Consider the following 19,024-nt stretch of genomic DNA (forward strand, 5'->3'; position numbering starts at 1 on the left):
CAGCCAGCTTTCAGATCCGAGCGGTGCCTGGATAGGCGAACAGCAGATCGGCATCGGCCGACGCGTCGAGCACGGCCGATCCGGTGATCGCCACGCATTCGCCAGCACGCCATGCAACGCTATCCACCGTGCCGGTACCGCGCACCGGCACCAGCCAACCGGTCACGTCATCCGGCAAGCGGAAGGCACGCTCGCCGCCGGGCCAGCGTTCAAGCACGAACTTGGGTCCTTCGACCAGGATCGTGCGCCCCGCCGCGACTTCCCCCGGCATCGGCGCGGGGACGAATGGCCGTGCGTCCGATACCGCGACTCCGTCCTCCAGGTGCAGTTCGCGCGAGCGGCCATAGTCATAGAGGCGATAGGTCGTTTCGCTGTTTTGCTGGATTTCGATCAGCGTGATCCCCGCGCCGATCGCATGCACCGTGCCGGAAGGGGCATAGAAAAAGTCCCCGGCCTTGACCGGCTTCCAGTCGAGCAGCTGCTCGATCGACCCGTCCAGCGCTGCTGCGCGCAGGCGTTCGGGATCGATCGGCTCATGGGTACCAAGCGCGATGGTGGAATCCGGCTCCGCGTCGAGGATGACCCAGCATTCGTCCTTGCCACGCGGCAGGCCGCGAGCATGCGCCTGGTCGTCGTCGGGATGGACCTGAACCGACAGCTTCTCGCTGGTGAACAGATATTTGACGAGCAGGTCGGGCGTGCTGTCACCCGGCGACTGGAACCAGACCTCGCCGACGGAATCGCCGTCCGGCGCAGGGTCGTCGAAGCCCGGCCACAGCTTGTGCCGGCCCCACGGCTTTTCGACCCGATGCGTCTCCAGGAGCTTGGCAGGCATTGATCCTCCATATGTTCGAATCGCGGCGTAACGCTTCGAAGCTGGGTCGTGATCCTTGGCCGCGCAAGCGAGGCCAAAAAACATTTCGCGCGGCCGCGACGCTCGGCTAAGAACGCCGCCTATGCGTATCTTTTCCACCCGTCCGCTCGCACTCGTTCTGGTCGCGTCGCTCGCCCTTCCGCTGGCCGCCTGTAACCGCGGCGGCGGCACCCGCGCCGACCTGCCTTATGTCGCGCGGGACGTCGGCACGCTCTACACTGCGGCGAAGGACAGGCTCGACACCGGCCAGTACAAGCTTGCCGCTGCGCTGTTCGACGAGGTGGAGCGCCAGCATCCCTATTCGATCTGGGCGCGGCGCGCGCAGCTGATGGGCGCTTTCGCTTATTATCTGGACAAGAACTACACGCAGTCGATCCAGTCGGCGCAGCGCTTTCTGGCGGTGCACCCGGGCAATCGCGATGCGCCCTATGCCTATTACCTGATCGCACTAAGCTACTACGAGCAGATCAGCGACGTGACGCGCGATCAGAAGATCACGCAGCAGGCGCTGGATGCACTGGGCGAACTCAATCGCCGCTATCCCAACACCCGCTACGCCGCCGACGCCCGGCTCAAGATCGACCTGGTGCGCGACCATCTCGCGGGCAAGGAGATGGAGATCGGCCGCTATTACCAGACCAAGGGCCAGTGGCTCGCCTCGGTCATCCGTTTCCGCAACGTGATCGACACATACGAGACCACGACCCACACGCCCGAGGCGCTGATGCGGCTCACCGAAAGCTATCTGGCGCTTGGCGTGAAGGACGAAGCGAAGAAGGCCGCCGCCGTCCTGGGAGCGAACTATCCCGGCACGCAGTGGTATGAACGCGCCTATGAGCTGGTTCAGAAGCATGGCGAGCCGGTCCCAGTGCCTGTGGCGACCGAGCCGACGCCGGCGCCAGCCGCCACGCCGGCTCCGGCGGCCACCCCCAGCCCGGCGACCTGAACGCTGGCGCTGACCATTCGCCCCTCCCAAGGCGGAACAAAACAGGGTAACAGCGCGCGATGCTGACCGCGCTATCCATCCGCGACGTGGTGCTGATCGAGGCGCTGGACCTTGAGTTCCGCGCCGGTCTTGGCGTGCTGACGGGCGAAACCGGCGCCGGCAAATCGATCCTGCTCGATTCGCTCGGTCTCGCCCTGGGCGCGCGCGCCGACAGCGGGCTGGTGCGTCAGGGAGCCGTGCAGGCAGTCGTCACGGCAAGCTTCGAGCTGGCCGACCCGCCCGCCGTGGCCGGATTGCTTGCCCATAGTGGTCTTGATTTCGACCGTTCCGAACCGCTCACGATCCGTCGCATCGTCAAGGCCGATGGCGGCAGCCGCGCGTTCGTCAACGATCAGCCGGCGTCGGCCGGGCTGTTGCGCGAACTGGGGCCGCACCTGGTCGAGATCCATGGCCAGCATGACGACCGCGGCCTGCTCAACCCCCGTGGGCACCGCACGCTGCTCGACAGCTTCGGGAAGCTGGATATTGCCGCCGCCGCGGCCGCCCATCGCGCGTTTCGCGATGCAGAAGCCGCGCTGGCCGAAGCCCGGGCGACCCAGGAAACCGCCGTGCGCGATCGCGAATGGCTGGAGCATGCCGTCGCCGAACTGACCGCGCTCGCGCCGGTCGCGGGCGAAGAAGCGCAACTTGCCGAGCGGCGCGCGGGCATGCAGCGTGGCGAGAAGATCGCGTCCGAGCTTCAGGCCATCGCCGACCTGCTCGATGGCGGCGACGGGGCGCTCACGCGGCTGCGCCAGGCGGCCCGCGTGCTCGATCGAGTTGCCGAGGGGCATCCCGCGCTCGCCGAGGCGCTTGCCGCGCTCGACCGCGCGCTGATCGAGGCCGATGGCGCGCAGGACAAGGTCGGCGAAGCTGCCGAAGCGCTCACGTTCGACCCCGCCCAACTCGAAGCGGACGAGGCACGCCTGTTCGAGCTTCGCGGAATCGCCCGCAAACATCGTGTCCAGCCCGACGATCTGGCCGAACTTGCCGAAACGCTCGCCAGCCGCCTGGCTACGATCGAAGGTGGCGAAGGCGCGATCACCCGGCTCGAAGCCGCGCTGGCGACCGCCGAAGCGGGCTATATCGCCGCCGCCGAGGCGCTGTCGGCAACGCGCGTCGCGGCGGCCGCCCGCCTCGACGCCGCGGTGGCCGCAGAACTGGCGCCCTTGAAGCTTGACGCCGCGCGGTTCCGCACCGTGGTCGAACCGCTGCCACGCGATCAATGGGCCGCCGCCGGGCGCGACCGGGTCGAGTTCGAAGTGTCGACCAACCCGGGCGCACCGTTCGCGCCGCTGATCAAGATCGCATCGGGCGGCGAGTTGTCGCGCTTCATCCTGGCACTCAAGGTCGCGCTTGCGGAAGAAGGTGGCGCACGAACGCTGATCTTCGACGAGATCGATCGTGGCGTGGGCGGCGCGGTGGCGAGTGCGATTGGCGAACGCCTTGCCCGCTTGTCCGAAAGCGCGCAGCTTCTGGTGGTCACGCACAGCCCGCAAGTCGCGGCACGCGGCGGCCAGCATCTGTTGATCGCCAAGCGCCATGACGGGCTGGTCACACGTACCGGCGTACGCATGTTGAGCGATTCGGAGCGCCGCGAAGAGATCGCGCGGATGCTGTCGGGTGCGCAGATCACGGACGAAGCGCGCGCGCAGGCCGAACGGCTGCTGGAAGCGGCGTAACCGCCGACTGCTTGCCAAGCGCAATCCACTCTGCTCACTTCGGCGGATGCGCATCCATCTCAGCCTCGCCGCCGCCCTGCTCCTCACGACGTTGCCCGCCTCGGCCGGACCGGCCGAGGACTTCAAGGCATTGCTCGACGAGCATTGGGAATGGTCGATGCGGGAAAACCCGCTCACCGCCTCGTCGGTCGGCGATCGGCGCTACGACGCCGAACTCGGCGACTTCAGTCTGGAGGCTGCCGATCGCCGCGCAAAGCAGTCCGCCGCCTTGCTCAAGAAGCTGGAAGCCATTCCCGATGGCGGCCTGTCGACCCAGGACCGGACGAGCAAGGCGATCCTGCGCCGCATGCTGCGCGAAGACATCGAGGAAGCTGGCTTCGGCCAGCGGATGATCACCTTCTCAAGCTACTCCTCCCCTTGGCAGTGGGTAGCCGGGCTTGGGGAATCGACACCCTTCCGCACGCGCGTCGATTACGAAAGTTATCTGAGCCGGCTCGAGAAATTCCCCGCCGCCAACGATACCGTGCTCGCCATCACGGCGCGCGGCGTGAAGGAGGGCTATGTCCAGCCTTGCGTCGCGGTATCGGGGATCGAGGGGGCGATCCGCGGCGTCATCGCTGCCGATCCGGCGAAATCGCGCTTTTACGCGCCGTTCGCCGCCGCCCGGCCGGCGGCGGTTACTGAGGCCGAATGGTCGACGCTGCAAACCCGCGCGCAAACCGTCATCACCGCTCGCCTGAACCCGGCCTATGCCAAGGCGGCGGATTACATGGTGCGCGACTATCTGCCCAAATGCGCCAAGGCAGTCGGTGTTTCGAACCAGCCGCGCGGTCGCGATTACTACGCGCTTCAGATCCGGCGGCAGACCACGACCGACCTCAGCGCCGAGCAGATCCATCAGATCGGGCTTTCTGAAGTCGCGCGCATTCGGGCCGAAATGGACGGCGTCGCGAAGTCCGCCGGCTTTCCCGACCGCGGCGCCTTCGTGAACGACCTGCGCACCAACCCCAAATATTATGCGGCCACACCCGAAGCGCTGATGCAGGCAGCGGCGCGCATCGCCAAGACGATCGACGGCAAGATGCCGGGGCTGTTCGTCCGCCTGCCTCGCCTGCCTTATGGCACCAAGGAGATCCCGGCCGAGATCGCCGAAGGGACGACCACAGCCTATTACATGCCCGGCAGCCCGGCGAACGGCATTGCCGGATTCTACTTCGTGAATACCTCGAAGCTGGACCAGCGCCCGCTGTACGAGCTGCCTGCGCTCACCGTGCATGAGGCGGTGCCGGGCCATCATCACCAGATCGCGCTGCAGCAGGAACTCGACCTGCCGCTGTTCCGTCGGCACCTCACCGGCTTTACCGCCTATGTCGAAGGCTGGGGCCTGTATGCCGAGCGGCTGGGGATCGAGATGGGGCTGTACGATACGCCCGACAAGCAGATGGGGCGGCTGTCGTACGAGATGTGGCGCGCATCCCGGCTGGTGGTCGACACCGGCATCCATGCCAAGGGCTGGACGAAGGAACAGGCGGCCCGGTTCATGCTGGACAACACCGCACTGTCGGCCGCGAACATCGATGCCGAAGTGAACCGATATATCAGCTGGCCGGGCCAGGCGCTGGGCTACAAGCTGGGCGAGCTGAAGATCCGCGAGTTGCGGACGCGGGCCGAACAGGCGCTGGGTGCGAAGTTCGACCTGCGGCAGTTCCACGATGCGGTGCTGGATCAGGGCGCGGTGCCGCTCGATGTGCTGGACGCGCAGATCGAGGCGTGGATCGCGGCGCAGAACAAGTAGAACGCTTCTTTAACCGAAAATCTGTCATCACGCGTTCGGAATTGGAGCGTGATGACAGCGTGATGACCGGGCGCAAGATCAAGACCTTTGCCGTTCTCCTGCCCCTCGCGCTGACCGCGTGCGGCGGCGGGGACACGCAGCAGAATATCGCAGCGCTCGACAACGAGATCGGCGTGAACGGCGCCGACCCGGCGCTGATGAGCGCGCTGGGCGATCAGATCATGGTCGATCCACAGCTTGCCGCCCAATCGAACAAGGACGCGATCCGCCCCCCCAGCCAGCCCTATTCGGCGCAGCTGCCAGCCGAGACGGTTGCCGCCGGCAAGGCCGCGATGCCCAAGGACGGCGAGCTGATGAAGGCGCCTGCGCCTACCAAGGCCAGCAGCCAGGCCTTTGCCGCGCAGGAACAGGCGATCACGCTGGGCGGCATGGCCGCGCGGCAGAAGAACCCGCGCACCGCCGGTTGCGCTGCCAAGCTCGGCTATTCCGCCGGCTGGGCCGCACGGATGCCGGCCGATATGCCGCTTCACCCGCAAGCCCGCGTGGTCGAGGCCGCGGGCACGCAGGCCGATGGCTGCTCGCTCCGCGCCGTCAGCTTCTCGACCCCGCAGCCGCTGCAGACGATGATCGACTGGTATTACACGCGCGCGATGAAGGGCGGCTATTCGGCCGAACATCAGCTGAAGGACGGCCAGCATCTGCTGGGCGGCACGCGCGGGCGCGACGGGGCGGCGTTCGTCGCCTTCCTTTCGGCGCGCGACGATGGCGGCACCGATATCGACCTGATTGCCGACGGCGCGAAATAATCACGAGCTCTCCCGGGGGGCGGGGCTGAACACTCCGTCCCCAACTCGAGCATGGCCGCGGCCCGACACTTCACATCGGTAACGCCGCTTTGCCCTTCATGCCGAACCGCGCTAGGGCAGCGCGATGCAGCATCTCCTTTTCGTCATGCTCGGCGGCGCGGCTGGCGCCGGTGCGCGGCACCTGACCGGTCGCGCGGCTTCAGGGCTGCTGGGTCCAACGTTCCCGTGGGGGACGCTGGTGGTCAATTTGCTGGGCGGTTTCGCCATGGGCGCGCTGGTCGCGTGGCTGGGGGCGCGCACGAGCGGCAGCAACGAGGCACTGCGCTACCTGCTCGGCGTCGGGGTGCTGGGCGGCTTCACGACCTTTTCGGCATTCTCGCTCGATGCGGTGCAAATGCTTGAGCGGGGCGACCATGGCCTGGCGCTGGCATACATCCTCGCCTCCGTCGTCGGATCGATCGCCGCGCTGTTCGCCGGCCTCCAGCTTTCGCGAGCCTTTGCATGACCGCCGAACAGAATGTCCGCCAGTTCACCGTCGCGATCGACGATGACGGCATCCGGCTGGACCGCTGGTTCAAGCGGCATCTGCCCGACGCCAGCTTCAACATCGTCTCGCGCTGGGCCCGCACCGGACAGCTGCGAATCGATGGCGCCCGCGCCACGCCGGGCGATCGCATCCAGGCGGGACAAGTCATCCGGGTCCCCCCGGCGGACGCCATGCCGCCGCCGGCCGCCAAGGCCAAAAAGGCGCGTGTCCAGCTGACGCCCGAGCAGATCGAATTCGCCGAATCGATGGTGATCCATCGCGACGACCAGGCCATCGTGCTGAACAAGCCACCGGGCCTGGCGACGCAGGGCGGCACCAAGACGCACGACCATGTCGATCAGCTGCTCGACGGCCTGTATTTCGACCTCGATATGCGGCCCAAGCTGGTCCACCGGCTGGACAAGGACACGTCGGGTGCGCTCGTCCTTGCCCGGACCGCGCGGGCGGCGGCGTTCTTCTCCAAGAGCTTTTCCGGCCGCACCGCGCGAAAAACCTATTGGGCGATCATCATGGACGTGCCCAGCATCGAGGACGGCTATATCGACCTGCCGCTGGGCAAGCAGCCGGGCACCGGTGGCGAGAAGATGCAGGTCGATGAGAAGGACGGCCAGCCTGCCCGCACCCGCTATCGCGTGATCGACCGTGCGGGCAACCGCGCCGCGTGGGTGGAGTTGCAACCGCATACCGGCCGTACCCACCAGCTGCGCGTGCATATGGCGGCGATCGGCCACCCAATCGTCGGCGATGGCAAGTACGGCATGGCCGACGCGTTCCTGTCGGGCAGCATCAGCCGCAAGATGCACCTGCACGCCCGCCGCATCCGCATCGACCATCCCGATGGCGGCAAGCTGGACGTCACGGCCGAGGTGCCGCAGCACTTTGCCGACACGCTGAAGCAGCTGGGATTTGACATTGCCAAGGGTGACAACATGCCGCCCGACGAGCGTGGACCGCTGACCAAGGAGCAGGAAAAGGCGAAGGCCAAGGCGCACGCCAAGACCTATCGCAAGGAGCGCCGCGGCGAACGGCGGGGACGCGGCGAGAAGGCGGCTGCGAAGCCTGCCAAACCGGGCAAGCCCAGGCAGAAATGACGCGGCTCGCCGTCTTCGACTGCGACGGGACGCTGGTCGATTCGCAGGCCAATATCTGCCGCGCGATGGAGGCGTGCTTTGCCGAGCATCGGCTGGAGCCACCGGGCCGAGAGGCGATCCGGCGCATTGTCGGCCTGAGCCTGGTTCCGGCCATCGCGCAGTTGCTGCCCGACGCCGAAGCCGGTCAGCATGCGGCGATGGCGGACGCCTATAAGCAGGCGTTCTGGCGGATGCGCAGTGACCGCAGCCTGGACCCCGAGCCGCTGTTCGACGGCGTGGCCGAGGCGATCGAGACGCTGTACGCCGCCGGCTGGCAATTGGGCGTGGCGACGGGCAAGTCGGATCGCGGCCTCAGCCACATCCTGGAGCACCATGGGCTGACGCATCGCTTCGTCACTTTGCAGACCGCGGACCGGCATCCGTCCAAGCCACACCCCGCCATGCTGGATGCCGCCATCGCCGAGGCAGGTGCCTCGCCCGAGACCACGGCGATGATCGGCGACACCAGCTTCGACATCGAGATGGCGGTCGCCGCGGGGGCGCATCCGATCGGGGTGGCATGGGGCTATCATGAGGCGGCGGAGCTGCATGCGGCGGGCGCGCGCGGCGTGCTGACCCATGCCCGCGACCTGCCCGCGCTGCTGGAGGCACTATGACCGAGGATCCGGCACGCAACCGCTATTTCGCGATGGTCGGAACTCAGCTGGTCGCGGTGATCGGCGCGGTGTTCGGCCTGGTGCTGATGGGCCGCGCGGCCGACTGGTACGTCATGATCCTGGGCGGGGCGATCCTGCTGGCAAGCCTGTATATGATGGCCGTGGTGCCGCGCGCGATGGCGCGCAAGTGGCGCACCCCACCGGAAGCGTAGGCGATGAGAAGGTTCTGGAAAAACGTTGCCGTGGTCGCTGCAGCGGGCGGGCATGACGTGCATCTTGACGGCCGTCCGGTGCGCACGCCGGGGCGCGCGCCGCTGACGCTGCCCACCCCCGCCCTTGCCGAGGCGGTGGCGGAAGAGTGGCACGCGGTCGGCGAGACGATCGATCCGCGCGCGATGCCGCTGACCGGCCTTGCCAATGCGGCGATCGATCGAGTCGCTGCCGATCCTGCGGCCTTTGCCGCCGGCCTTGCCAAATATGGCGAGAGCGACCTGCTCTGCTATCGCGCCGACCACCCCCTTGAGCTGAAGCTTCGGCAGGAGGCAGCATGGGACCCGCTGCTTGGCTGGGCCGCGACGCGCTATGCCGCGCCGCTGGAGACGGTGACGGGGATCGTTCATCGCGCTCAGCCGGCGGACAGCCTCGCCGCGTTGGGCCAAGCGGTGGCGACGCGTTCGCCGTTCGAGCTTGCCGCACTCTCGCCGCTGGTGACCGTGACCGGATCGCTGGTCGCGGCGCTCGCGCTGCTGGAGGGTGCAGCAAGCGCCGACGACATCTGGTCAGCGGTCAATCTGGACGAGGATTGGCAGGTCGAGCATTGGGGCGAAGACGACCTCGCCCGACAGGCCCGCACGGCGCGCCACGCCGATTTCGACGCGGCCGTGCGGTTCCTCAGCCTGTTATAAGGCAGGCCGCGCGGCGCTGGCCGGGCCGGGCAGCAGCTTGGCGATGACCGCGCCGGCCGCGAGCCATCCGGTCACCTCGCTGATCCAAAGATAGACATAATAGCCGGTCGGGGCATGGTTGAAGATCGGCTGGCCCAACTGGCTGTACGCGGTGAAGGCGACCGCCAGCACCGCGACCAGCCGCATGCGCCGTGCGAAGGTCGCCTCCGACGCCGCCATTCGCAGCGCCAGCGCCAGCAGCAGCGCACAGACGATGCCGAGGATCAGCCCGCCGACCAGCGCACCCATATCGGGATTGGCGAAACCGTTGGCGTTGAACAGGACGAGTGCGATCGGTCCCTGGCCATAGGCCGTGGTGCCAGCCGGCGTACCCGGCCAGGGGATCGGATAGGCACCGGTGCCGCCCGCGCCGAGATTTTGCGCCAACGCCGCCTGAACCGCCGCGCTCTGCATGTCGCCGGCATTGCTGAGCGCCAGCATGCTGAGCGGCGTGCCCCAGAAGATGAAGCCGACGATCCACATGGCGATCCCGCCGAGCAAACCGCCCAAAATCACGCGTGGCATCGGCGTTGTCCCCTGTGTTTTTCGATCGACCGATCAACGCGGGTATAGCCGATTGGGTGCGTGTAGGAAAATGAGGTCACTAAACCGCTGAGGTCGTTTGGTTTTTTAAGATGGCGCGATCATCCGGACAAGGTTCAGACGGCGGCGCTGGCGGATGGCGGATCCAACGAAGTGCGACGATGGCGACCAACTTCGTATGATGCGTCGATCCGGGTACGTTGCGGCGGCGGCGGGAAATGTCGACGAGCGACACTCAGCGATGCGCGGCGCGCTTGAGCCTGTCGTTGATCGCGACGCCGATTTCGGCGTCGGGGACCGGTGCGATGGCGATTGCGCTGGCGGGCGACGCATCGGCGCAATGCAGCGCGTCGAACAGGCGCGCCGCCGCCTCGACCAGATCGCCGGACGCAGAGAGCGTGTCGTCACCGGCGATGCTGCCGAAGCCGATCAGCCATTCGCCCGGCCGGCGATCGACCGCATTCAGGCGAAGCGGCTTGCGCGGCGCATAGTGGCTGGCGAGTTGGCCCGGCGCTTCGATGCTGCCGCCCGTGCCCTGGCCCAGTGGTCGGCCCAGTACCGCCTCGATCCGATCGGGCGTGATCGGGCCGGGGCGTAGCACGCGCGGTGCCTGTCCGAGCGCGACGATGGTGGATTCGATGCCGCCGCTGGTCGCGCCGTCATCGATGATGAGGGGGATGCGGCCGGCAAGACTGGCCGCGACATGGGCGGCGCGGGTCGGGCTGATCGAACCGCTGGCATTGGCCGATGGGGCTGCCAGCGGCTTGCCGCACGCGGCGAGCAGCGCCTGCATCGCGCGATGATGCGGCACGCGGATGGCGATGGTGTCGAGTCCGGCAGTGACCAATCCGGCAATCGCGGCTTCGCGATGCAGCGGCAGGACCAGCGTGAGCGGGCCGGGCCAGAAGGCGGCGGCGAGCGCGCGGGCGCCGGCGTCGAACTGCGCGACCCGCTCGGCGGCCGCGAGGTCGGCAACGTGGACGATCAGCGGGTTGAACGAGGGCCGGCCCTTGGCGGCGTAGATGCCGGCGACTGCGGCCGAATTGGTGGCGTCGGCAGCGAGGCCATAGACGGTTTCGGTCGGCACCGCGACGCAGCCGCCCGCCGCGATGACAGCCGCGGCCTGCGCGATGGCGGCGTTGGAATGGGGCAGGATGCGAGTGTCGGTCATGCGCCTGCGTGCGCTATCGCGCCGGGATGCGACCGGCAAGGGCGTGGGACGGGCTTGCAGGCGTGACTCTCGAAGCTGCGGTCGCCCTCACCCCCCCTACGCCGCCATTCCAACGACGCTGCGCGCCGCCGGAACCTTGGGCGGCTCCGCCCACCGCTGCGCGGCGGGCCCCTCCCCCTCCCGGTGGGAGAGGGTCTTTCAGGCCGTTTCGCGTTCGAGCAGGTCGCGGACGTTGAGGCCGAGCAGGGCGATGTGTTCGCGCACCTTCGGCCAGTGGCCGGTCAGGAAGCGATCGCGTTCAGCAACCTTCAACCGCTCGACCGCGCCGGGCAGGACGAACATGCCGACGCCGCGCCGCACCTCGACATAGCCGTCGTCCTGAAAGCTTTGATACGCCTTTGCCACCGTCAGCGGGTTCGCGCCGTGTTCGGCGGCGAGCGCGCGCACCGAGGGCAGCTGATCCCCCGCCCGGTATTCGCCGCGCAGGATCGCCGAGGCGATGCTGGCGCGCAGCTTGAGGTAAACCGGGCTGTCCTGGTGTTCGAGCGCTGTCATGCTGATCTAATACAGCAACTGGCAGACAAGTTCCAGCGTCAATGAAGTTGCAGGCGATACCATCGGTCCTGAAATCAGACGGCGCCGGTCCAAGTCGAGACGACCCGATCGAGGTCGGGCCGGGGCCGCTCCTCAAGTTCCCGGGACGGCGTACCGATGAAGACGAAGCCGGCGATACGTTCGGACGCGGCGCCGAACAGGTCGCGGACCGCGTCGCTGAACGCCGCCCAGCCGGTGAGCCAGCACGCGGCATAGCCCATGGCGTGCGCGGCATGCTCGAGGTTCATCGTTGCCGCACCGACCGACAATTCCTGCTCCCAGAGCGGGATCTTGCTGGCCAGTTTTGGCGAGGCGAGCACGACGACGAGCGTCGGGGCGTAGCGCGAGAACTGGTCCATGGTATCCAGTTCCATTCGCCCCGCCCCCGGCTTTTCGGCGCGATAAGCCTCGACGAGCGCCGCGGCGAGCGCGTCGCGCGCGTCCTGCGGCACGACCACGAAACGCCATGGGGCGAGCTTGCCGTGATCGGGCGTGCGCGTCGCGATTTCGAGCATCTGGCGCAGTTCGGCCTCGTCCGGGCCGGGCGCGACGAGGTCGCGCGCCTTGGCCGAGCGGCGCGTGGCGAGCAGCGAGAGCGGGGTCGTGCGGTCGTTGAAGGTCATGGATGGGCGTTAATCGATGCCGGTGGGCCGGGCAACGTGGCTGGTCGCCCTCACCCCTCCCGCCTCTTTCGGTGGGAGCGGATTCTTGCGGTCGCCATCCTGTCGCCCGAGCGGAAAGCCCGCGCCCGCCGCGCCTCCCACCCGCAGCGGTCCAGTTACGAGCGACACAATATTACTTCACACGCCAAGTTTCGCCGCTAGTCTCGCGCCACCATGGCCCCTGGGCCGGAAAAGAGACAATGTCAGGGAGTTTGACGCCGATGGCGCCCACCACTGCCGCCGACCCGCGGGCCGAGCGCACCTTTCTAGGCCATCCGCTCGGCCTGTTCATCCTGTTCTTCGCCGAGATGTGGGAGCGGTTCTCCTACTATGGCATGCGGGCGCTGCTGATCTTCTATCTGACGCAGCACTGGCTGTTCTCCGACGAGAAATCGGGCGTCATCTATGGCGCGTACACCGCGCTGGTCTATATCACGCCGGTGCTGGGCGGCTACCTTGCCGACCGCTATCTGGGACAGCGCAAGGCGGTGCTGTATGGCGCGGTGCTGCTGACCTTCGGCCATTTCCTGATGGGGTTCGAGGGCGACGGCGGGACCGACAGCGGTGCGCTCAACATCTTCTGGCTGGCGCTGTCGTTCATCATCGTGGGTTCCGGCTTCCTCAAGGCCAATATCTCGGTGATCGTCGGCCAGCTGTATCCGCGCACCGACGTGCGGCGCGACGGCGCGTACACGATCTTCTACATGGGTATTAACCTGGGCGCATTCCTCGGTTCGCTGCTGTGCGGGTATCTCGGCCAGACCTATGGCTGGAGCTATGGCTTTGGCGCGGCCGGCGTCGGCATGCTGCTGGGCCTGATCGTGTTCGTGATCGGCAAGCCGTTGCTGATGGGCAAGGGCGAGGCACCCGATGCCGCCGCGCTGCGCCGCCCGGTGGTGGGCATCAAGCTGGAATGGCTGCTCTATCTGATCGGCATCGTCGCCGTGATCGGCATCTGGCAGCTGATCCAGTATCAGGATGTCGTCGGCTGGCTGCTGATGGTCGCAGGCGCGATCCTGGTCGGCTATGTCCTGCTGACGGCGGTCACTAAGCTCGACCGCGAGGCGCGCGACCGCATCTTTGCCGCGATGTTCCTGATCCTCGGCTCGATCCTGTTCTGGGCGCTGTTCGAACAGGCCGGGTCGTCGCTGAACCTGTTCACCGACCGCTATGTCGACCGGGCGGGCGTGCCGGCGTCGATGTTCCAGTCGATCAACGCGATGTACATCGTGCTGCTGGCGCCGGTGTTCGCTGCAGTGTGGACACTGCTCGGCCGCCGCGGGCTGGAGCCTTCGGCGCCGGCGAAGTTCGGGCTTGCGATGCTTCAGCTGGGCCTGGGCTTCCTCGTCCTCGTCTGGGGTTCGCAGGCAGCAGGCATGGAGAACCTGACCCCGGTCCTGTTCATCTTCCTGATCTATCTGCTGCACACGACCGGCGAGCTGTGCCTGTCACCGGTCGGCCTCAGCGCCATGAACCGGTTGGCCCCGGCGCATATGGCGAGCCTCATCATGGGCACCTGGTTCTTCGCATCGGCCACGGGCAACTTTGCCGCCGGCCTGATCGCGGCGGCGACGGGGTCGGAGGCGGCAGCCGGCGAAGGCGCGAACAAGGCAGTCGTGCTCGACGTCTATTCGACGGTCGGCTGGGTCGCGATCGGCTTTGGCGTCGCGGTCCTGGTGATCTCGCCGATCATCAAGAAGCTGATGCACCTCGACACGCTGAAGGACGACGAACTGGCGGGTCAGGCCGAACTGGCCGAGAACCAGGGCGCGGGCATGCGGCCGGATTTGGAGACCAAGCCGAACTGATCAGCCGATCGGTTCCCCTGCATCGACAGCCCCTCGCCGACCGCGTCGGCGGGGGGCTTTTTCATGGAGCGCGCGACGCTGCCAGGGCCAGCAGCCTTCGATCTCGGTTTCGAGCGAGAAGCTGAGGAAGGTGCGGATCATCACGACGATGCCGAGCAGGCCGACCGACTGGAAGGGGAGCGGCGCCGTGATCGTGCCGATGATGTCGGCACCGACCAGCAGTTCGAGCCCGAGCAGGATGCCGCGGCCGAGATTGGCGCGATAGCTTTGGTACGCATCGGCCCAGCCTGAGCGGCTGCCGTCGCGCAGGAACCAGGCGGTGGCGAGGACCACGCCAAGCAGGATGATCGCGACGCCGGCGACTTCCAGCGCATGGGCGAGGATCTCGATATAGCCGTGGAGGCGCTGCATCAGGCGTGAAAGCCGGTGCGGGCGGTTCGTTCCCGCGCGGCGCTAAGTGGCCGTGTGCGGCCTGAGCGGAACGGCGCCGGCGGTGCGCGGCGCGTCATAGGCGAGCGTCGGATGGTGCGGGCCGGGATGGCGGACCTTCGATGCGCGGCCTTGCTTGCGCATGCGGGTGTCGGCTTCCTGCCAGTCGGGAAGCCGGGCATCGGGCGTTTCCCAATGGACGATGCTGGCTTCGTCGCACCAGTGAAGCAGTTTCGGCATCGCCTTCAAGTGCGCGCCGCTGGTCATATAGGCGCGCATCGCGGCGGCGTCGCGCCACAGGGTCATCGTCCAGTAGGTATGCTTGCGGTCGGCGAGCAAGGCGCCATCGAGAAAGCCGTCGGCGCGGCAGACTTGCCGCTGCGTGCGGATCGTGTGGAAGAAGAAGGCGGGCATGAAGCGCAGTGAGCGGACGCGCAGCCGGGTGATGCTGATGAAGGCCAAGACCGCTCCCCTGCCCAGTCGATGGAAAAAGGGCCGATCCCTTGCGGACCGGCCCTCCTGTTCAGCTTACCAGATCTTCACGCGCTGTTCGGGCGGGAGATACAGCTTGTCGCCGGGCTTGATGTCGAACGCCGTGTACCAGGCGTCGACGTTGCGGACGGTGCCGTTGGCGCGATACTTGTCCGGGCTGTGCGTGTCGGTGAGCAGGCGCGAGCGTTCGGCATCCTCGCGGACCTTGCTCCGCCACGCCTGGGCATAGGCGAGGAAGAAGCGCTGGTCGCCGGTAAGGCCGCCGATGACCGGGGCCTTGCCATGCTTGGCCTGGTAACGCTGATAGGCGCCATAGGCCATTTCGATGCCGCCAAGATCGCCGATATTCTCGCCCAGCGTCAGCTTGCCGTTGATCTTGGTACCCGGCACCGGTTCGAACTGATTATACTGTTCGACCAGCATGGCGGTGCGCTTGGTGAATTCGGCCTTGGCTTCGGGAGTCCACCAGTTGGCGAACTTGCCGTCCGGGCCGAACTGGCTGCCCTGATCGTCGAAGCCGTGGCCGATCTCGTGCCCGATGACCGCGCCGATCGCGCCGTAATTGACCGCCGGATCCGCCTTCGGGTCGAAGAACGGCGCTTGCAGGAACGCCGCCGGGAAGGTGATCTGGTTAGTCTGCGGATTGTAATAGGCGTTCACCGTCTGCGGCGTCATGCCCCAGAGCGTGCGATCGACCGGCTTGCCGAGCAGCGAAAGCTGATAGCGGTGCGCCCATTCACGCGAGGCCATCAGGTTCCCGAGCAGGTCGGCGCGCGACACCTTCATGCTCGAATAGTCGATATATTTGTCGGGATGGCCGACGCGGGGGTCGAATGCGGCGAGCTTGGCCAGCGCCTTTTCCTTGGTCGTCGCGTCCATCCATTGATTGGCCTTCAGCCGCTCGTCCAGGCTGGCGCGCAGGTCGGCGATCAGCTCGTTCATCTTGGCCGAGCTTTCCGGCGGATAGTGGCGGGCGACATAGATTTCGCCGACCGCTTCGCCGAGCGCGCCGTTGACCAGCTGAACGCCGCGCTTCCACCGCGCACGCTTCTCCTGCGTGCCCGAGAGCGTCTTCTGGTAGAAACCGAACGAGGCGTCGTCGAATGCGCGCGGCAGATAGGCGGCGTTGGATGAGATGAAGTGGAAGCTCAGCCAGTCCTGCCAGTCGGACACGGGCACCGACGCGAACTGCTTGCCCAGCGCAGCGAGCGCGGTGTCGTTGCCCATGATCATCTTGGGCATCGAGGCGAGGCCGGCGGTCTGCATCATGCCCGCCCAGTCGAACTCGGGCGCGAGCTTGGCCATGCCGGCGCGATCCATCGGCTTGTACAAAGCCATGATGTTGCGGTTCTGCTCGGGCGACCAGTGAACCTTGGCCATCGCGGTTTCGAGCGCGACGATGCGGTCCGCCTTTGCCGCCGCATCGGTGATGCCGGCCAGCGTCAGCACCTGCTGCACATAGGCGCGATAGGCGGTGCGATAGCCGTCGAACTTCGCGCCTTCGTTCAGATAATAGTCGCGCGGCATGCCGAGCGTGCCCTGACTGGCAAAGGCGGTATATTGAGTCGGATCGGCCAGGTCGGGGATGACGCCGACATCGACCGGCGAGGCATAGCCGGGCTGCATGAACAGCGACTGGAGCTTGGCACGGTCGCTGGCGGCGGCGATCCGCGCAAGATAGGGCTTGAGCGGCGCGGTGCCGCGCTGCTCGACCCCGGCCTCGTCCATCCAGCTGGCGTAGAGATCGCCGATCTGCTTGCCCTTGGCACCGAATTGCGCGGGGTTCTTTGCCATGTCGTCGAGGATCGCACGCACCGATTGTTCGGCATCGTCGACCAGCTTGACCCACACGCCGGCCGAGGCGCGGTCCGGGCTGATTTCGGTGGACGTGTTCCAGCTGCCGTTGACATAGGTCCAGAAATCATCGCCCGGCCTCACGCTCTTGTCCTGCGCGGCGAGGTCGACGCCGAAGGTGCCGTAGCGCGGCGCGCCCTGAGGCGCGGTCTGCGAGACGGCCGGCGCAGTCAGCGCAACCGCCGCGACGCCAAGCGCCAGGCGAGTCAACATATTGATCTTCATTCGGAAAACCCCCGGTTCAGCGTGTATTAGCATTGCGTAACGCTGCATTGCGGGCCCGGCAATGGAAGCCTGCCGCGAACCGAAAGAAGCGCACTCGGTTCGTCTCAATTCCCGTCGGGATTCCAGCCGCGTTCGCGCGCATAAGCCTGGGTGCCGCGCGTGACGATGCGGTCGCCCGGCTCGATCGCCGCGATGGGAATGTCGGGCCGGGACAGGATGTCGGCATAGAGCGGGGCGAAATCGGTTTCGACCGTGACACGCAGCAATTCGTCGAAGCTGGGGATCACGAAATAGTTCTGCTGGAAATCGTCGATCCGGTATTCGGTGCGCATCACGCGCTTGAGATCGAAGCCGATGCGATTGGGGCTGTCGCTTTCGAGCGCGAAGCGGCTTTCGGCGAAGCTGGAGACGATGCCGGAGCCATAGATGCGCAGGCCGTCGCCCTCCTCGATCAACCCGAACTCGACCGTATACCAGTAGAGCCGCGAGAGGTTCTTGAGCGCGCCCAGCTCCATCGCGCGCCGCCCGCCCCGGCCATAGGCCGCCATGTAATCGGCAAAGACCGGGTCGGCGAGCATCGGGACATGGCCGAACACGTCATGGAACACGTCGGGTTCCTGAAGATAGTCGAGCTGGTCCGGGCGGCGGATGAAATTGCCGGCGACGAAGCGGCGATTGGCCATATGGTCGAAGAACACCTCGTCCGGCACGAGGCCGGGCACGGCGACGACCTGCCAGCCGGTCAGCTTCATCAGCCGTTCCGATAGTTCCTCGAAATTGGGGATGCCGGCGTCGGACAGCTTGAGCTGTTCGAGCCCGCGCAGATAGGCCTGGCTGGCGCGGCCGGGCAGCAGCGCCATCTGCCGCGCATAGAGCGTGTCCCAGACGCCATGTTCCTGCGCCGTGAACGCTTCCCAGTTCTGGGGGATCGTCCAGTCGGCGGCAGCGCCTTCGGGCGGGGTATCGAGGACGTGGGTGTCGTTTGCCGGGCTGTCGCTGATCATCATGGCGGCATAGCATGGCGCGGGCCCACGCGGGAACGGTTGCAGACGTTACTTTTTCTTGCGCGCTGGAAGCTCGCGATTTTCCCCCCATCTCGGCAAAAGGAGGAACGATGGCGCTGAACCTGCAAGCCAAGGCCCCGCCCCGGGCCGCGATGATCAGCGAATGGCCACGCGCGGCGGTGCAGCTCGGCCAGCTGCCCTTTGCCTGGCGCGCGCTGCTGACCGCGCCGCGCGGCGACGGGCGGCCGGTGCTGGCGCTGCCGGGCCTCGTCAATGGCGACAATTCCAACCTGGTGCTGCGCCGCTACCTCAACGCGCTCGGCTATCGGGCTTATCCCTGGGGTCTGGGCCGCAATTTCGGGCTGCGCGCGATCGGCGCGGAGGGCGAGCGGCTGATCGAGCGGATCGCCGCGATCCATGACGAGACGGGCGAGAAGGTGACGCTGGTCGGCGTGAGCCTGGGCGGAATCATGGCGCGGTGGGCGGCGCATCGCGCGCCCGACCTGGTGCGCGAAGTGGTGACCGTCTGCTCGCCCTTTGCCGGCCTGCCGCGTGCGACCAATGTCTGGCGCGTGTTCGAGCTGGCATCGGGACAGCGCGCCGACGATCCGGCGGTCCGCGCGCTGCTGGAGGAAGCGTCCGAGCCGCTGCCGGTGCCGGCGACCGCGATCTGGAGTCGCAGCGACGGGCTGGTCAATGGCGAGTGCTGCCGCGAAGCCGAGTGCGATAGCGCGCGGTCGATCGAGGTGAGCAACGGGCATTTGCTGGCGCAGATGTCGCCGGAGGTGCTGCGCGCGGTGGCGGAAACGCTGGGGGGTTGAGGATCACTCGATGAAAGCCGCGGGTATCGTGCGACTCCTGG

At 67.0% G+C, this 19,024-nt stretch carries 20 protein-coding genes; 11 read left to right on the forward strand and 9 right to left on the reverse strand.

The window, feature by feature from the left end:
* Positions 1-10: 10 nt before the first annotated feature.
* Positions 11-835, reverse strand: a complete 825-nt coding sequence (locus tag BFL28_RS06375) for a class I mannose-6-phosphate isomerase (protein ID WP_069319750.1) — start codon at positions 833-835, stop codon at positions 11-13.
* 121 nt (positions 836-956) lie between these two features.
* On the opposite strand from BFL28_RS06375, the gene BFL28_RS06380 reads away from it, so the two are divergent.
* From BFL28_RS06380 to BFL28_RS06420, 9 genes are all read left to right on the forward strand, one after another.
* Positions 957-1,820: an outer membrane protein assembly factor BamD gene (locus BFL28_RS06380; RefSeq protein WP_079246969.1), complete on the forward strand. Its 864-nt coding sequence runs from the start codon at positions 957-959 to the stop codon at positions 1,818-1,820.
* A gap of 59 nt (positions 1,821-1,879) precedes the next feature.
* Positions 1,880-3,541, forward strand: coding sequence for a DNA repair protein RecN (recN, locus tag BFL28_RS06385; protein ID WP_069319751.1), 1,662 nt, complete (start codon positions 1,880-1,882; stop codon positions 3,539-3,541).
* 46 nt (positions 3,542-3,587) lie between these two features.
* Positions 3,588-5,336 (forward strand): DUF885 domain-containing protein, encoded by a 1,749-nt coding sequence (locus BFL28_RS06390; protein ID WP_069319752.1) that lies wholly within the window; start codon positions 3,588-3,590, stop codon positions 5,334-5,336.
* 62 nt (positions 5,337-5,398) lie between these two features.
* Positions 5,399-6,142 carry a hypothetical protein gene (locus BFL28_RS06395; protein ID WP_069319753.1) on the forward strand — a complete coding sequence of 248 codons (744 nt, stop codon included), beginning with the start codon at positions 5,399-5,401 and terminating at the stop codon, positions 6,140-6,142.
* A 124-nt stretch (positions 6,143-6,266) separates the two neighbouring features.
* Positions 6,267-6,647 carry a fluoride efflux transporter CrcB gene (gene crcB / locus BFL28_RS06400; RefSeq protein WP_069319754.1) on the forward strand — a complete coding sequence of 127 codons (381 nt, stop codon included), beginning with the start codon at positions 6,267-6,269 and terminating at the stop codon, positions 6,645-6,647.
* Complete coding sequence (locus BFL28_RS06405) at positions 6,644-7,780, forward strand: RluA family pseudouridine synthase (RefSeq protein WP_069319755.1); 1,137 nt, start codon at positions 6,644-6,646, stop codon at positions 7,778-7,780. Before crcB ends, BFL28_RS06405 begins: the two co-directional genes overlap by 4 nt.
* On the forward strand, positions 7,777-8,436 hold the full coding sequence (locus BFL28_RS06410) for an HAD-IA family hydrolase (protein ID WP_069319756.1): 660 nt from the start codon (positions 7,777-7,779) through the stop codon (positions 8,434-8,436). Before BFL28_RS06405 ends, BFL28_RS06410 begins: the two co-directional genes overlap by 4 nt.
* Entirely contained in the window at positions 8,433-8,648 is a 216-nt protein-coding gene (locus BFL28_RS06415) for a hypothetical protein (RefSeq protein ID WP_069319757.1), read from the forward strand. The genes BFL28_RS06410 and BFL28_RS06415 overlap by 4 nt, the downstream gene beginning before the upstream one ends.
* Positions 8,649-8,651: 3 nt before the next feature.
* The gene (locus BFL28_RS06420) at positions 8,652-9,341 is read left to right on the forward strand and encodes an ATP12 family chaperone protein (protein ID WP_069319758.1); all 690 of its coding nucleotides are present in this window, start codon (positions 8,652-8,654) and stop codon (positions 9,339-9,341) included.
* On the opposite strand, the gene BFL28_RS06425 is transcribed toward BFL28_RS06420, so the two are convergent.
* From BFL28_RS06425 to BFL28_RS06440, 4 genes are all read right to left on the reverse strand, one after another.
* Positions 9,336-9,905 carry a hypothetical protein gene (locus tag BFL28_RS06425; RefSeq protein ID WP_069319759.1) on the reverse strand — a complete coding sequence of 190 codons (570 nt, stop codon included), beginning with the start codon at positions 9,903-9,905 and terminating at the stop codon, positions 9,336-9,338. The two genes, BFL28_RS06420 and BFL28_RS06425, sit on opposite strands and share 6 nt — an antisense overlap.
* A 253-nt stretch (positions 9,906-10,158) precedes the next feature.
* The gene (locus BFL28_RS06430) at positions 10,159-11,094 is read right to left on the reverse strand and encodes an L-threonylcarbamoyladenylate synthase (RefSeq protein WP_069319760.1); all 936 of its coding nucleotides are present in this window, start codon (positions 11,092-11,094) and stop codon (positions 10,159-10,161) included.
* Between the two features lie 198 nt (positions 11,095-11,292).
* Positions 11,293-11,649, reverse strand: coding sequence for a GntR family transcriptional regulator (locus BFL28_RS06435; RefSeq protein WP_069319761.1), 357 nt, complete (start codon positions 11,647-11,649; stop codon positions 11,293-11,295).
* 74 nt (positions 11,650-11,723) lie between these two features.
* Entirely contained in the window at positions 11,724-12,311 is a 588-nt protein-coding gene (locus BFL28_RS06440) for a nitroreductase family protein (RefSeq protein ID WP_069319762.1), read from the reverse strand.
* A gap of 260 nt (positions 12,312-12,571) precedes the next feature.
* Here BFL28_RS06440 and BFL28_RS06445 point away from each other — a divergent pair, with 260 nt between their 5' ends.
* A complete protein-coding gene (locus tag BFL28_RS06445; protein WP_069319763.1) occupies positions 12,572-14,158 on the forward strand; it encodes a peptide MFS transporter in 1,587 nt (528 codons plus the stop codon).
* Here the strand turns inward: BFL28_RS06445 and BFL28_RS06450 are convergent, their stop codons facing one another.
* The 4 genes from BFL28_RS06450 to phhA form a co-directional block, all read right to left on the reverse strand.
* The gene (locus BFL28_RS06450; RefSeq protein ID WP_069319764.1) at positions 14,159-14,569 is read right to left on the reverse strand and encodes a DUF1622 domain-containing protein; all 411 of its coding nucleotides are present in this window, start codon (positions 14,567-14,569) and stop codon (positions 14,159-14,161) included.
* Between the two features lie 42 nt (positions 14,570-14,611).
* On the reverse strand, positions 14,612-15,049 hold the full coding sequence (locus BFL28_RS06455) for a DUF3291 domain-containing protein (protein WP_069319765.1): 438 nt from the start codon (positions 15,047-15,049) through the stop codon (positions 14,612-14,614).
* 66 nt (positions 15,050-15,115) lie between these two features.
* Positions 15,116-17,158, reverse strand: a complete 2,043-nt coding sequence (locus BFL28_RS06460) for a M13 family metallopeptidase (RefSeq protein WP_069319766.1) — start codon at positions 17,156-17,158, stop codon at positions 15,116-15,118.
* A gap of 104 nt (positions 17,159-17,262) precedes the next feature.
* A complete protein-coding gene (gene phhA, locus BFL28_RS06465) occupies positions 17,263-18,162 on the reverse strand; it encodes a phenylalanine 4-monooxygenase (protein ID WP_069319841.1) in 900 nt (299 codons plus the stop codon).
* A gap of 110 nt (positions 18,163-18,272) precedes the next feature.
* Here phhA and BFL28_RS06470 point away from each other — a divergent pair, with 110 nt between their 5' ends.
* The gene (locus tag BFL28_RS06470) at positions 18,273-18,983 is read left to right on the forward strand and encodes an esterase/lipase family protein (RefSeq protein WP_241527236.1); all 711 of its coding nucleotides are present in this window, start codon (positions 18,273-18,275) and stop codon (positions 18,981-18,983) included.
* Positions 18,984-19,024: the final 41 nt, after the last annotated feature.

The organism is Sphingomonas turrisvirgatae, from assembly GCF_001721295.1.
In the GTDB taxonomy this organism is placed as follows: Bacteria; Pseudomonadota; Alphaproteobacteria; order Sphingomonadales; family Sphingomonadaceae; genus Sphingomonas; species Sphingomonas turrisvirgatae.

Excerpts from the sequence above, each read along its gene's own strand:
- BFL28_RS06375 (WP_069319750.1), bottom strand. The coding sequence starts at position 835 with ATGCCTGCCAAGCTCCTGGAGACGCATCGGGTCGAAAAGCCGTGGGGC.
- BFL28_RS06380 (WP_079246969.1), top strand. The coding sequence starts at position 957 with ATGCGTATCTTTTCCACCCGTCCGCTCGCACTCGTTCTGGTCGCGTCG.
- recN (WP_069319751.1), top strand. The coding sequence starts at position 1,880 with ATGCTGACCGCGCTATCCATCCGCGACGTGGTGCTGATCGAGGCGCTG.
- BFL28_RS06390 (WP_069319752.1), top strand. The coding sequence starts at position 3,588 with ATGCGCATCCATCTCAGCCTCGCCGCCGCCCTGCTCCTCACGACGTTG.
- BFL28_RS06395 (WP_069319753.1), top strand. The coding sequence starts at position 5,399 with ATGACCGGGCGCAAGATCAAGACCTTTGCCGTTCTCCTGCCCCTCGCG.
- crcB (WP_069319754.1), top strand. The coding sequence starts at position 6,267 with ATGCAGCATCTCCTTTTCGTCATGCTCGGCGGCGCGGCTGGCGCCGGT.
- BFL28_RS06405 (WP_069319755.1), top strand. The coding sequence starts at position 6,644 with ATGACCGCCGAACAGAATGTCCGCCAGTTCACCGTCGCGATCGACGAT.
- BFL28_RS06410 (WP_069319756.1), top strand. The coding sequence starts at position 7,777 with ATGACGCGGCTCGCCGTCTTCGACTGCGACGGGACGCTGGTCGATTCG.
- BFL28_RS06415 (WP_069319757.1), top strand. The coding sequence starts at position 8,433 with ATGACCGAGGATCCGGCACGCAACCGCTATTTCGCGATGGTCGGAACT.
- BFL28_RS06420 (WP_069319758.1), top strand. The coding sequence starts at position 8,652 with ATGAGAAGGTTCTGGAAAAACGTTGCCGTGGTCGCTGCAGCGGGCGGG.
- BFL28_RS06425 (WP_069319759.1), bottom strand. The coding sequence starts at position 9,905 with ATGCCACGCGTGATTTTGGGCGGTTTGCTCGGCGGGATCGCCATGTGG.
- BFL28_RS06430 (WP_069319760.1), bottom strand. The coding sequence starts at position 11,094 with ATGACCGACACTCGCATCCTGCCCCATTCCAACGCCGCCATCGCGCAG.
- BFL28_RS06435 (WP_069319761.1), bottom strand. The coding sequence starts at position 11,649 with ATGACAGCGCTCGAACACCAGGACAGCCCGGTTTACCTCAAGCTGCGC.
- BFL28_RS06440 (WP_069319762.1), bottom strand. The coding sequence starts at position 12,311 with ATGACCTTCAACGACCGCACGACCCCGCTCTCGCTGCTCGCCACGCGC.
- BFL28_RS06445 (WP_069319763.1), top strand. The coding sequence starts at position 12,572 with ATGGCGCCCACCACTGCCGCCGACCCGCGGGCCGAGCGCACCTTTCTA.
- BFL28_RS06450 (WP_069319764.1), bottom strand. The coding sequence starts at position 14,569 with ATGCAGCGCCTCCACGGCTATATCGAGATCCTCGCCCATGCGCTGGAA.
- BFL28_RS06460 (WP_069319766.1), bottom strand. The coding sequence starts at position 17,158 with ATGAAGATCAATATGTTGACTCGCCTGGCGCTTGGCGTCGCGGCGGTT.
- phhA (WP_069319841.1), bottom strand. The coding sequence starts at position 18,162 with ATGATCAGCGACAGCCCGGCAAACGACACCCACGTCCTCGATACCCCG.
- BFL28_RS06470 (WP_241527236.1), top strand. The coding sequence starts at position 18,273 with ATGGCGCTGAACCTGCAAGCCAAGGCCCCGCCCCGGGCCGCGATGATC.